Genomic DNA, 13,212 nt, shown 5'->3' on the forward strand with positions numbered 1-13,212 from the left:
TTTTTATTCGTCTTCTTTTTTATCATCGATTTGGAGTTCTTTTTCTGGTTTATGATATGTGTAGAAGCTATCTACAAGCAAATCTAAATGCTCTACTTCTTCGCTATAGTTAATGATGGAAGAAATAAGAGGGAAGAGATGTAACCATGTTTTATATGCTTCTTCATCGTCCTTATTTTGATATTCCATAAAGATATCAATTAATTCTTGTTTACCTGTTTCAACTTCATCAAGCATTTCAACTGATTGTTGTTTTTTTGCTTTACCAATAAATTTTAATAAAACTTGTTCATGATAATGCGTTAATGAGTCAAGTTCATTTTGGATAGATTCCTGAAATTCTTCCGGCATATAGCGCAGTTCATTTTCAGTACGGTGTAATGATTTTAACGTACTTAAAGCACGGCTTGTTGTCGCTAACATTTGTCTGAATAAAACGAGCTTACGAATTTTTGCGAACTTTACTTTTTTCGTATAGCTTCTTTCTTCTTTATACAGCAAATAGTAATGATTTAGTTTAATCATTTTTTCTTTCATACGATCAATATCAGTTTTTAGCGTTGTAAAATCAGAAGCCTGCCTGCTATTCATTCGAATCCATTTTACAATTTCTTCTGTATTATCAACGATACGATGATAAAGTTTTGTTTCATATTTTGGCGGCATAAATACTAAATTTACAAGTGAAGCCGCAATAATACCAATCATAATCGTCGCAAATCGAAGTAAGGCAAAACTAAAGAAATCTTCGCCTTGATACTCCATAATGGCGATAACTGTTACTAAAGCAATTGATATTGTGTTTTCTAATCGTAATTGTAATGTAAGAGCAATTACTAATATACATGTTAATCCAATAATAAAAGGATTATGTCCAAAAGCAGTAGCAAATGCGATAGCAAATATCGCACCAATTACATTTGCTTGAATTTGTTCAAGTGCTGTTAAATAAGAACGGTATACAGACGGTTGAACAGCAAAGATAGCTGAAATTCCCGCAAATACCGGACTCGGTAATTGAAGTAAAATACAAGCAAATAAAGCTAACGTGATGGCAATACCCGTTTTTAAAATGCGAGCACCAAGTTTCATACCCTTAATAAGATCCTTTCTCTTGTCATAATGAATGTACAACATGATACTATACATTCATTACAATATGTTAGCAAGTGATATTTTAGTGACGTTAAAAGAAATTAGTGTTCATTTTATCCCGCTAATTGTGAGTAGTAAGATTCCTGCCTCAAAAATTAGAAGCTAGATGCCGGTAAACGCTCGATTGGTGTAGGCTAATTAAAGTTTCACTTTATAATTTTTCCTAATTCCTTTTAAACATCAGTTTTTAGTAAAAAAACCTGCTGAATTTCAGCAGGTCTCAAATTGTTACTATAGATTACTATGAGAAGCGTACTTCGTCAATTTTTTCTTAATAATGAAAATTACTCATTTTACTCTGTTGAGATAGATGGGTCTGCCTGTTCTTTTTTCGGGATAATCTCAAAAAACTGGTTCTGTATATCATCTAATAATGCTGTTAATAAAGCAACTTCCTCATATTGCTCATGTTCGTTTAGTACACGAATATAGTCTAGCAATAATTCAGTTACATCTTTCAAACCATTTTTACTAATTGGTTGTAATGTAACATTTGCCCCTTTTGCAATTCTTCTTTTTAAGGCCTGTTCTGTTAGGCCTAAGTTTGAATCATGACGCAAATAAACAACACCGCCAGTCATGCCAGCGCAAATCCATGGACCAGGGTCACCTAAAACAAGCGCTCGCCCATTTGTCATATATTCAAAAGCAAAACCTTTAATATTGGAGTATGCCCCTATATTTCCTTGCTCTTTTTCACGGAGTGGTTTTGTTATTCTACCTCCAATTATCATGTCTGCCCCAGAAAGGCGAATGCCAGCGCGAGCATCAGCGTTCCCTTGCACGTATAGTGCCCCTTTTTGTGCACCATATCCAAATCCTTTTCCGACAGAACCGTTATAATATACTCCGTCTTTTCCTTTTGATTTCGTTATATAAATCCCACCACCAAAGGAAGTTTTACCAATGCCATCTTGTGCGCCGCCATTTACGTGTATAAATAAATTTTCACTATTGTAAGCGCCTAACCCATTTCCGGGAATAGAACCATTCGTATACTTTAATGTAAGTGGTTCAAGTTGAGTAGCTTCATATAGTTTACTGCGAACGCGATAACATGATTCTAGACCACCCATAACGCGTTGCTCTACACCAACGCCTACTAATTCTTTTGAGTCAGCGGAATGAACTGTCTTAAATTGTTTTTCTGGTACACCATCTGTTGTTGTAACAGATGGATGTTCTATTATTTGTAATAAATTACGTAAGTTTAATAAATTTTCGCCTCGAACTTGCTCTAATAAATCAGAACGCCCAACAATTGCTTGTAAATTTGTATACCCAAGCTGTCCTGTTAATCGTTTTAGTTCTATACCGAAAGAGGTGAATAAATTTAGCAGGCCAGTAACTGCGCTTTCTAATTCGCGTGGGACGAAGCGGCGTAACCCATGTTCCTTTGCTTGTGCTTCAGACTCGATTTGTGTTGCAATTCCGACATGGCAAGTATCTAGATGACACCCACGGCAAGTAGTGCAGCCGATTGCAATCATTGATAGTGTGCCAAATCCAATACGGTTTGCTCCGAGAAGCATGATTTTCAAGGCATCATTTACACTTCGAATACCACCATCTGCCCAAATCTCTACTTTATGTCTCATGCTCGCTTCTAATAAAGCGTTGTGAGCGGCTTTAACACCAATTTCTACAGGAAGACCTACATGTTGCAAGGCGTGAATACGTGCAGCACCTGTTCCGCCATCGAATCCGCTAATGTTAATAAAATCAGCACCAGCTTTGGCGATACCGACAGCAATTGTTCCGATATTAGGAACGACAGGGACTTTCACGGCTACTTTGGCAAGTTGATTAGCTGTTTTAATTTCCGTAATCATTTGAGCTAAATCTTCAATTGAATAAATATCATGGTTATTAGAAGGTGAAATTAAATCTGAGCCAATTGTCGCATTACGTGCTTCAGCGATTTTGGCTGTTACTTTTGAACCAGGTAAATGCCCACCTTCCCCAGGCTTTGCGCCTTGACCAATTTTGATTTCAATTAAGTTCGATGAGTTTAGTAGTTCGGCATTTACTCCAAATCGCCCAGATGCCACTTGTTGTCCACGTGTATGTGGATATTTTCCAATCATATCTTTAATTTCGCCGCCTTCACCGTTCAAGCTAATCATATTTAGCTGATCGGCCGCTTCTGCATATGCGCGAAAGGCAATTTCGTTTTGAGAACCAAATGACATAGAACTAATAATAAATGGAAAATAATGGTTTTTAATGCCGATAGATACTTCTTCAGTTGGAACGACATGTTTTGTTTGTTTCGTTTGAACAAGGTGTCTGATTGCGATGGGATTATTCTCTTCTAGTTCACTTAACTTGTCACGGTAATCATCATAAGAATTTCCTTTTGCAACATCGCCGATTGCTTTCCAAATTCGCGGGAATATATGAAATGATTTTCGCATTCTAATTTTAGGATTGTTATAATCATCCGCTCGCATTTTTGCATCTTCAGCAAGTGATTCAAGTGAAAAAGCTAAATCATTTGAACCGAAGAAATTTGTAATCTGTAATATATTTGCGATTTCTTCATGTAACCCAATAGATGAATAGAGACGTCCGTAACCACGTAACTCATGAATTCCAATTGTTGAAATGACTTTTTCTAATCCTTTATTAAGTGCATTATACAGATTCGTAATTGGTGTTTTTGTTCCATCATTTACAGTCGCGAATAATAAATATGGATTAATACTATCTGCTCCTAATCCATATAGCGTGACAATGTCATGTAAGGAGCGAAGGGCACCAGAACGTATAACGAGAGAACAATTGCGGCGTAATTTATTTTCACTTAATGCTTGATGTACTTTAGCAGTAACTAAATGTGGATCAATCCACAATCTTTCATTTAGATGGGCTTTTGCGTCATCTAATACTAGTAGGGAAGCACCATTGTTAACAGCAGCTATCGCTTCAGAACTAATGCGGCTTAACGCACATTGTAGAGTTTCTGACGAGCTGAATGTAGCAGAGATTGTGGCGATAGAGTTATGAGTTTTAAATAGCTCTATGAGTTGTTCGTACGTAATTGTGTGTAATTCCTCTGCAATAGGTTGTGCCACGCTGCCTTCTAAAATAATTGGTGAAAGCATTTCAACTACAAATGGCCGTTTTGCGCCACTTAATAAACTTGGACGCTCTCCAAGTACAGTACGTGTAGAGAAGTGTTCAATTTCACGGTCACGGTCAATTGCAGGGTTTGTAACAACAGCTACACTTTCTTTAATGAAGTCAGCGATATTTCGTCTATCAGTATCAAGTGCGGCAAGTGGTGAGTCATGCCCAAGTGAGCGTATTGGCTCAACGCCTTTTGTTGCCATCTGTTCAAGGAGTTGAATATGTTCTCGGTCCCATCCGAAAGCGACGTATTGTTTCGTTTCAACTTGAACAGAATCACATAGCCCTTGGATTTTTTTCGTTTCAGGGATAGATAAATTTAAATGGTAATTGGTAGTATCAATTCGCTTTTTAAAACGGTTATATACTTGGATTTGATATTTGTCATATTCATAAAGAACAAGTTCATCTTGTTCATTCCATTTTAATCCGACTTTTTCTCCAGGAGCGAGTGGTTTTGGTTCTGCTACATATTTAGTTGGTGATACAACTCCAGGTTCAGAAGAGAAAATATAAGAGCTCTCTGTCTCTACTTTCCATACTGGGCGTAATCCAAGGGAATCAACGCTGAAAACAGCTTCATCTTTAAAACGGGAAATGATGCCAGCTGGTCCTTGGGCAAAATGTCCCCATGCTTCACGTATATACGTATATAAATCTTGTAAAGGTGTTTCATAAAGTTTAATTTCATTAATAATTGGTGGGAATAGAATTTCCATTGCTTCAAATAAGCTGTAGTTGTATTGAACAAGTAGGGTTTCTAAGGTGCGGTTTAAATCTTGAGAGTCACTGCCTCCTGCAGTAAGTGGTACATCAATCATTTCAGCTTGATCGCGTAATTTCGCAATTGTGTTAATTTCACCATTATGTCCGAGAATGCTAAATGGTTGTACACGAAAAAAATTAGATAATGTATTAGTAGAGTAGCGGTTATGTCCTAATGTCATAGTTGAAGCGATAAGCGGATGTTGTAAATCATTATAGTAGGCAACAAGCGTATCACCAGCACCTAGAACTTTATATACAACATGATCACGACTTAATGAAGCAACATGAATTGCTTCGTTTTCCTCTATTTTTATTGTGACAGAAAATAATGTTTGCTCAATATTTGTAATTTCGTTTTCTGCGATAAGGGCAACTTGCCAAAATAAAGGTTCTTCTTGTTTACCAAGTGGACCGAGCGCATCTGAGTTTGTTACATCATCACTTTCGAAAATGATAGTAAAGTTTTTGTTGTTTAATTGCGTACGAATATAATCTTTTAAGGCAGTAATGTCTTCTTTTTTATTTAGAAAAAAATGTCCAACGATAAAGTGGGGATGATCCACAATCGTTGGATTATATCCGCTACTTTTTAGTTTTTCATTCCAAAGCGTTTTTGGTATATCAATGTGAATGCCGATGCCATCGCCCTCACCATTAATGAAACCAGCTCTATGATTCATTTTGACGAGTGATTGTATGCAAAGGTCAATGTTTTCTTTTGTAGCAATTTTTCGTTTCTCCATAACGGAAACGATTCCACACGCATCATGTTCTGCATTTCTATAATCTCGAAATAAAGACGGTGTCCATGTATTTTTTTTATTGAGCATCCGTCAATCCCCCCTCTTGTAAAAATTAGAATAATCTTACTATTTAAGGTGCGAATCACCTTGTACACAGAGATAGTAATGCTGTAAAAGAATATAAAACAGATAATTATGAATAATTATACTATTAATACGGGATTTATGAAATAGAAAAAAGGAAAAAAGAAAGGTGAGCTTTCTTTTTTCCTTTTAATGACGGGATTATTTATTGTCTGCTAGGGCGGCAAATGCTCTGCCGACAGCTTCGATTGTATATTCAATATCTTCTTTTGTATGTTCTGTAGTTAAGAACCATGCCTCGTATTTAGAAGGTGCTAAGTTAATTCCTTCTTGAAGCATAAGCTTGAAGAATTTACCGAACATTTCACCGTCTGTATCTTGTGCGGCATCGTAATCTTCAATTGTATTTGTTGTGAAGTATACAGTTAAAGCCCCTTTTAGACGGTTTAATGTAATGTCGATATTATGTTTCGCTGCTTGTTCTAAAATTCCTTTTTCAAGCATTGCACCAAGTTCATCTAATTTCTCATAAAGCCCTTCTTGTTGAAGCACTTCTAGACAAGCGATACCTGATGCCATAGAAGCAGGGTTTCCTGCCATTGTACCAGCTTGGTATGCAGGTCCAAGCGGAGCAACTTGTTCCATAATTTCTTTCTTACCACCGTAAGCACCGATTGGTAAGCCGCCGCCAATAACTTTACCAAGCGCTGTTAAGTCAGGTGTCACACCAAGTAAGTCTTGAGCACCACCGTACATAAAGCGGAAAGCAGTAATAACTTCATCATAAATTACTAATGCGCCAGCTTCGTGAACAAGTTCATTCACTTTTTCAAGGAATCCTGGTTTAGGCTCTACAATACCGAAGTTTCCAACGATCGGTTCTACAAGGATAGCTGCTACTTCATGACCCCATTTATCTAAAGCCTCTTTTAAAGTTTCGACATTATTAAATGGAACAGTAATAACTTCTTGTGCAATACTTTGTGGTACGCCAGCTGAGTCAGGAGTTCCTAAAGTAGAAGGACCAGATCCAGCTGCCACAAGTACTAAATCAGAATGACCGTGGTAACAACCAGCGAATTTCATGATTTTTGTGCGACCTGTATAAGCACGAGCAACACGAATCGTTGTCATCACTGCTTCTGTACCAGAGTTTACGAAACGGACTTTATCTAATGCAGGCATTGCTTCTTTTAACATTTTTGCGAATTTTACCTCTAGCGCTGTTGGTGTTCCATAAAGTACCCCATTTTCAGCAGCTGTTGTAATTGCTTTTGTTATATGCGGATGAGCATGTCCAGTAATAATAGGACCGTATGCTGCTAAATAATCGATATATTTATTTCCGTCTACATCCCAGAAATAAGCGCCTTTCCCACGTTCCATAGCAACAGGAGCGCCGCCGCCAACTGCTTTAAAAGAACGAGAAGGACTATTAACACCGCCCACGATATGCTCTAAAGCTTCTTTATGTAATGCTTCTGACTTTGTGAATTTCACTACAATTCATCTCCTTACAAAAATCTATGTATTATTCTAACATGTTTTTCGAAAAGACGTATTGTTTGTGATAGCGAAGGCAGTTGGGTAAACTATTCGTTGTGACATTTAGGAGGGGGGTCCGATTATGAAATCGGTAATTGAGGTACAAGGGTTACGTAAAGAGTTTACAGCCTATTCAAGTCGTCCGGGCTTAAAGGGTGCATTTCGCGATTTATTAAATCGTAATTATAAAATAGTACCAGCAGTAAACGATGTATCTTTTACTGTAAAGCAAGGTGAAATGGTTGGTTATATCGGTGAGAACGGTGCTGGTAAATCAACAACAATTAAAATGCTTACGGGGATTTTAACTCCGACATCAGGGCAAATCACAGTAAATGGAATGAACCCACATAAACAAAGAGAAGAATTTGTAAGAACAATTGGTGTTGTTTTTGGACAGCGTTCGCAACTTTGGTGGGATATTGCAGTACAAGAATCGTTTCGTTTATTAAAGAAAGTGTACGGTGTATCAGACGCTCAGTATAAGGAGCATATGGAGCACGTAATTGAAACGTTAGATATAGGGCCTTTATTAGATAAACCAGTTCGAAAATTATCTCTTGGTCAAAGGATGCGTTGTGAATTAGCGGCAGCCTTAATTCATAATCCACCGTTATTATTTTTAGATGAGCCAACAATTGGGTTAGATGTACTTGTGAAATTGAAAATACGTGAATTTTTAAAAGAAATGAATGAACGTTATAAAACAACAATTTTATTAACAACACACGATATTACTGATATTGAAGCTTTATGTGAGCGCGTTATCATGCTGGATGAAGGGAATATTATGTATGACGGTTCTTTAAGTAATCTTCGTACGCAGTGGGGAGCAGAGAAGGAAATTCACTTTCAGTTTGTTGCACCAGTTTCCTATCAGGCTTTATCAATGGTTATGCCAGATAATCATGTCGTTTGGTCGAAAGCGAAAGAGGAAAATGCATGGGTTGCAAAAATTCCGAATGAAGAAGTTATTATTTCAATGCTTATTTCTAAAGTAGTACAAGCATTTCAAATTAAAGATTTAAAAATTAACGAAGTGTCTACAGAGGAAATTATTCGTAACATTTATGAAGAAGGTATTACGCATGGGTAAGTATATTGAAATGATTCGAATTCGCTTTTTAATGATGCTTGCGTATCGTACAAATTACTATAGCGGGATTTTAATTTATACGATTAATATCGGTGCTTACTATTTTTTATGGCAAGCAATTTATAGCGGAAAAGAGAATATTGAAAGTTTATCTATTTCGCAAATGACCACGTATATCGCAATCGCGTGGATGGCACGTGCCTTCTATTTTAATAATATAGATAGGGAAATTGCGATGGAGATTCAAGAAGGACGTGTGGCTGTAGAATTAATTCGTCCGTATAACTATTTGGGAATGAAAGTTATGCAAGGTCTTGGCGAGGGAATATTCCGTTTTGCCTTCTTTTCCATTCCAGGCATGGTTATCGTTACGTTATTATTTTCGTTGCAAATTACAACGAATTTTCAAACTTGGTTATATTTCTTCTTATCTTTAATATTTAGCTTTATTATTAATACACAAATTAATTTAATGACGGGAATGCTTACGTTTTTCCTATTTAATAATAGTGGAATTATGTATGCAAAACGCGTTGTTATTGATTTATTTTCAGGTCTATTATTACCAATTAGTTTTTATCCGTTATGGGCCCAAAAAGCAATGATGTTTTTACCGTTTCAGGCTATTAGTTATATTCCAAGTATGATTTTTTCTGAAGGTATACAGGGGAGTAAGTTGTATGAGGCTTTAGTATTTCAAGTGATTTGGGCGATTGTACTTATTATTCCAATTGTACTCATGTGGAGAACGGCGAGAAAACGTCTAATTGTACAAGGGGGATGATGAGATGCTATATATAAACTTATTTTTACAATATGCAAGTCAATATATAAAAACGAAATTGGAGTATCGAGGCGATTTTATCGTTGGTTTACTTTCTGATTTATCGCTTCAAGCAGTTAATTTAATATTTATTCTCGTTGTATTTGGGCATACACAAGCATTGAAGGGATGGAGTCGAGAAGAGGTAATCTTTATTTATGGTTTCTTTTTAGTACCATTTGCCATCTTTTCAGCTTTCTTTAATATATGGGATTTTAATGATCGATACATTATTAAAGGGGAGATGGATCGTGTATTAACGCGACCGATCCATAGCCTATTTCAAATTATATTAGAAAGAATGGAACTTGAATCTTTAATTGGAGCTATTACAGGGATTGTTGTAATGGGATATGCAGCTGTGGAGTTACAATTATCTTTTTACTGGTATGATTTCTTCTTATTTATATTGATGGTAGGAGGAGGAGCACTTGTATATGGAGGGATATTTGTTACGTTGGCGAGCCTTGGTTTTTGGTCGGATGCGAAAAGCTCAATTATGCCTCTTATGTATAACATAGGTAATTACGGGCGCTATCCTGTTAATATTTATAATCGTGTAATTCGTTTCATTTTAACGTTCGTTTTACCGTTTGCGTTTGTTGGAGTATATCCAGCAGCATACTTTTTAAGAAAAACAGAATGGAATAGTTATGCGTTTGCGACGCCAATTGTTGGTATTATCTGTTTTACGATTGCAATCACCCTCTGGAACCAAGGGGTAAAAAGGTATCGTGGCGCGGGTAATTAATTATAGAAGCTTGTTCGTTTCTAAGGGATAAATCAGTTCTCCACCTCATACATATAAAATGAGGTGGAGGACATGTTATGGGGATTTATTCTATTAATTGCAGCAATCGCTATTTTGAAAAGTGTCCAATTATTATGGAGTTCCTATTCAGATTCAACGCGTTTTTTTTCGCTCTATAATTTGGCCACATTATTTTTAATCTATACAACAGTACTAATCGCATTTGGATTAAGTTACGTTGTATTAGAGGAAATGGGTTTCGCAGTTTTGAAAGAGGATGGAGAAAGTTTGAACGCTCATTCTTTTCAACTCGTCGAAGTTTGTTTATATTTTAGCGCAGTTACTTTATTGTCTGTTGGATATGGTGACATATCTCCGATTGGAATTGGGCGATGGATTGCAATCGCAGAAGCGCTAATTGGATATACACTCCCTTTTGCTTTTGTGATGAGGTCTGTAATAGACAATGAAAAATAAGGAAGCATTTGTTATAGTAAAGGAAAAGAGTAGGAGTGATAACTATGATTACAGTAGGAGAAGTGGCACCAGAATTCACATTAGAGGGAAGTAACGGAGAAGAAGTTCGCCTAGCTGATTTCCGCGGTAAAAATGTAGTTCTCTATTTTTATCCGAAAGATATGACGCCAGGATGTACAACTGAAGCATGTGATTTTCGTGATGCGTATGGAGTATTTCAAGAGAAGGATACGGTTATTCTTGGAGTAAGTCCTGATTCAGCGAATAGACATTTGAAATTCATTGAGAAACATGAATTGCCATTTATACTTTTAGTAGATGAAGATCATAAAGTAGCAGAGTTATACGATGTTTGGAAGTTAAAAAAGAACTTTGGGAAAGAGTATATGGGAATCGAGCGTTCTACATTCCTTATTAATAAAGACGGTGAACTTGTAAAAGAGTGGCGTAAAGTGAAAGTGAAAGGACATATTGAGGATGTTCTTTCTTATATAAAATAAATCTACATTGGAGATAAAATATGCAGAAACAAGGCAAGTGTCTATACATATTTTACTGCCTTACATAAAGTGGAAGTGTAGGGCATACCTCCTCAGATGATAGTATTCCAAGTGCGATTATGTCGCACTTTTTTCTATGGAATATATGAAGAAAAAGGGAAAGATACATAAAAACAAGTCCTGAATATAAAAATAAACTACATACTTATAGTAGAAATATTGACGATTTATAAGAAAAGGAGTACACTCTTTATAAGAATTATAAAATAATAATCCGTATAGAATCGGGGTGCATGACGGTGGTCAAAGAAGAATTAAAAGAAGCGCTAGAAATGCTGAAAAATACGGGTGTACGCATTACTCCACAGCGTCATGCTATTTTAGAGTACCTTGTGGAATCAATGACGCACCCAACAGCGGATGATATTTATAAAGCGTTAGAAGGTAAGTTTCCAAATATGAGTGTTGCAACTGTCTATAATAACTTACGTGTGTTTAAAGAGGTTGGACTTGTAAAGGAATTAACTTATGGAGACGCTTCAAGTAGATTTGATTATGTTACAAGTCAACATTATCATGTGATTTGCGAAAAATGTGGTAAGATTGTTGATTTTCCTTATGGAGGCTTGGAAAAGCTGGAAGAGGAAGCTGCGAAAACGACAGGCTTCGTTATCAATAGTCATCGCTTAGAAATTTATGGCGTTTGTCCAGAGTGTCATAAGGCGTAATATATAATAAAGAAAGAGGCTGACGGCTATACGTCAGCCTCTTTCTTTATTATATAAGGATTAGCGTGAGGTTAATCGGGATTTACAGTGCTAAGTTAGTAAGGAGGGTTAGATAAAAGTTTGTCGAATTTACTTTGTATTGGTGGAAATGAATTCTGGGAGGGGACATTTTGAAGAAATATGAGATTAAAAATAACATTCCAACATTGGAAGAATATAAATATTTATGTGATTCTGTGGGATGGACTAACTATATGAACTTTGAGGTGGCGGAAATATCACTTCAAAATTCGATTTACTGTATAACAGTCAAGGATAATAATCAAATCATCGGCATGGGGAGAATTGTTGGTGATGGGGCTATCTATTTCTATATTCAAGATATAGTGGTTCATCCAGAGTATCAAAAGAATGGTATTGGAAAGAAAATAATGAATACTTTAGTAGAATACTTAAATCAGAATGCTCCAGATAAAGCATTCATTGGTTTGTTTGCGTCGCAAGGTAAAACATCATTCTACGAAAAATATGATTTTAAAGATTATTCGCCTAATATGACAGGGATGTTTACTGTTATTTCGAAAAAATAGGTGTAATAAATTTAATAAAACAATTAAAAAGTTGATTTTTTAATAAATCAACTTTTTAATGAGTTGAAACGTTTGTAGTGTTGCAAATTCGTATTTCCCTTGATACTTATGATTTATAACTCTTCTTATTATACTTTTCATCAAATTCTTTTCCTTCTAGATCTCGATCTAGTGTTAAAGGTTGATTGCAGTGCATACATGCATCGACACGGCCGAGCATTTTTGTTGGCTTATCACAGCTTGGGCAAATAATTTGGATAGTCTTAGTAGATAACATACCAATCCAAAAGTAAACGACAGTGCTAGCGATAACACTTAAAAAGCCAACCATCATAAACGTTGTCATAATAATAATGTTTTCGCGGAAAAAGACACCTAAGTATGCAATGAAGAGGCCGATAAATACTAAACTTAATGCAAAGGTCCGGATTTTATTGATTTTGTTTGAATACTTAATGCTCATTCTCACCACGCTCCTATACTAATAATATAACATACAATTTAGAATTTTCACTCTCGTGTAAATTGATAAAGGGATAAGATATGAAATGAATAGGAGGGGGACCATGAAGAATGAATGGACGCTATAAGGATTTTTACAGCGGTTTTTAAGTTTTTAACGGGATGTGAAATTTTTTTATAAAAAGTATTGACCCTGTATATACTGCATGATATATTAATAACCGTCGCTGATGCGGAAACGCAGAAAACGACAAAAAAGAAATTAAAAAACTTAGTTGACATTGAAAAATGAAGATGTTAACATAAGGAAGTCGCGAATGAGCGACTAAGTAGTTCTTTGAAAACTGAACGAAACAAA

Annotated in this window: 11 protein-coding genes; 7 read left to right on the top strand and 4 right to left on the bottom strand. The window is 36.0% G+C overall.

What is annotated here, in order from left to right:
• Window positions 1-3: 3 nt before the first annotated feature.
• The 3 genes from N2V80_RS02625 to hemL all read right to left on the bottom strand — a co-directional run bounded on the left by N2V80_RS02625 (window position 4) and on the right by hemL (window position 7,382).
• The gene (locus tag N2V80_RS02625; protein ID WP_000765787.1) at window positions 4-1,092 is read right to left on the bottom strand and encodes an aromatic acid exporter family protein; all 1,089 of its coding nucleotides are present in this window, start codon (window positions 1,090-1,092) and stop codon (window positions 4-6) included.
• Between the two features lie 356 nt (window positions 1,093-1,448).
• Window positions 1,449-5,885 (bottom strand): glutamate synthase-related protein, encoded by a 4,437-nt coding sequence (locus N2V80_RS02630; RefSeq protein ID WP_061655999.1) that lies wholly within the window; start codon window positions 5,883-5,885, stop codon window positions 1,449-1,451.
• Window positions 5,886-6,083: 198 nt separating this feature from the next.
• Window positions 6,084-7,382 carry a glutamate-1-semialdehyde-2,1-aminomutase gene (hemL, locus tag N2V80_RS02635; protein ID WP_000673239.1) on the bottom strand — a complete coding sequence of 433 codons (1,299 nt, stop codon included), beginning with the start codon at window positions 7,380-7,382 and terminating at the stop codon, window positions 6,084-6,086.
• 127 nt (window positions 7,383-7,509) lie between these two features.
• Here hemL and N2V80_RS02640 point away from each other — a divergent pair, with 127 nt between their 5' ends.
• The 7 genes from N2V80_RS02640 (at window position 7,510) to N2V80_RS02670 (ending at window position 12,392) form a co-directional block, all read left to right on the top strand.
• The gene (locus N2V80_RS02640) at window positions 7,510-8,523 is read left to right on the top strand and encodes an ABC transporter ATP-binding protein (protein WP_000843658.1); all 1,014 of its coding nucleotides are present in this window, start codon (window positions 7,510-7,512) and stop codon (window positions 8,521-8,523) included.
• On the top strand, window positions 8,516-9,307 hold the full coding sequence (locus N2V80_RS02645) for an ABC transporter permease (protein ID WP_000521519.1): 792 nt from the start codon (window positions 8,516-8,518) through the stop codon (window positions 9,305-9,307). Before N2V80_RS02640 ends, N2V80_RS02645 begins: the two co-directional genes overlap by 8 nt.
• A 4-nt stretch (window positions 9,308-9,311) precedes the next feature.
• Window positions 9,312-10,097: an ABC transporter permease gene (locus N2V80_RS02650; RefSeq protein WP_000965772.1), complete on the top strand. Its 786-nt coding sequence runs from the start codon at window positions 9,312-9,314 to the stop codon at window positions 10,095-10,097.
• Between the two features lie 72 nt (window positions 10,098-10,169).
• Window positions 10,170-10,574: a potassium channel family protein gene (locus N2V80_RS02655; RefSeq protein WP_000964343.1), complete on the top strand. Its 405-nt coding sequence runs from the start codon at window positions 10,170-10,172 to the stop codon at window positions 10,572-10,574.
• Window positions 10,575-10,618: 44 nt separating this feature from the next.
• Window positions 10,619-11,074: a thioredoxin-dependent thiol peroxidase gene (gene bcp, locus N2V80_RS02660; RefSeq protein ID WP_000633729.1), complete on the top strand. Its 456-nt coding sequence runs from the start codon at window positions 10,619-10,621 to the stop codon at window positions 11,072-11,074.
• 299 nt (window positions 11,075-11,373) lie between these two features.
• Window positions 11,374-11,802 (top strand): peroxide-responsive transcriptional repressor PerR, encoded by a 429-nt coding sequence (gene perR, locus N2V80_RS02665; protein WP_000237829.1) that lies wholly within the window; start codon window positions 11,374-11,376, stop codon window positions 11,800-11,802.
• Window positions 11,803-11,972: 170 nt separating this feature from the next.
• Window positions 11,973-12,392: a GNAT family N-acetyltransferase gene (locus N2V80_RS02670; protein WP_000759738.1), complete on the top strand. Its 420-nt coding sequence runs from the start codon at window positions 11,973-11,975 to the stop codon at window positions 12,390-12,392.
• Between the two features lie 106 nt (window positions 12,393-12,498).
• On the opposite strand, the gene N2V80_RS02675 is transcribed toward N2V80_RS02670, so the two are convergent.
• A complete protein-coding gene (locus N2V80_RS02675) occupies window positions 12,499-12,855 on the bottom strand; it encodes a YgzB family protein (RefSeq protein ID WP_000025066.1) in 357 nt (118 codons plus the stop codon).
• Between the last annotated feature and the right edge of the window lie 357 nt (window positions 12,856-13,212).

The organism is Bacillus sp. FSL W8-0640, assembly GCF_038007725.1.
Lineage (GTDB): Bacteria > Bacillota > Bacilli > Bacillales > Bacillaceae_G > Bacillus_A > Bacillus_A cereus.

Bases quoted from the DNA above. Each gene is read 5' to 3' on its own strand.
- N2V80_RS02630 (WP_061655999.1), bottom strand. From the start codon at position 5,885: ATGCTCAATAAAAAAAATACATGGACACCGTCTTTATTTCGAGATTAT.
- bcp (WP_000633729.1), top strand. From the start codon at position 10,619: ATGATTACAGTAGGAGAAGTGGCACCAGAATTCACATTAGAGGGAAGT.
- N2V80_RS02655 (WP_000964343.1), top strand. From the start codon at position 10,170: ATGTTATGGGGATTTATTCTATTAATTGCAGCAATCGCTATTTTGAAA.
- N2V80_RS02645 (WP_000521519.1), top strand. From the start codon at position 8,516: ATGGGTAAGTATATTGAAATGATTCGAATTCGCTTTTTAATGATGCTT.
- N2V80_RS02625 (WP_000765787.1), bottom strand. From the start codon at position 1,092: ATGAAACTTGGTGCTCGCATTTTAAAAACGGGTATTGCCATCACGTTA.
- N2V80_RS02640 (WP_000843658.1), top strand. From the start codon at position 7,510: ATGAAATCGGTAATTGAGGTACAAGGGTTACGTAAAGAGTTTACAGCC.
- N2V80_RS02675 (WP_000025066.1), bottom strand. From the start codon at position 12,855: ATGAGCATTAAGTATTCAAACAAAATCAATAAAATCCGGACCTTTGCA.
- N2V80_RS02650 (WP_000965772.1), top strand. From the start codon at position 9,312: ATGCTATATATAAACTTATTTTTACAATATGCAAGTCAATATATAAAA.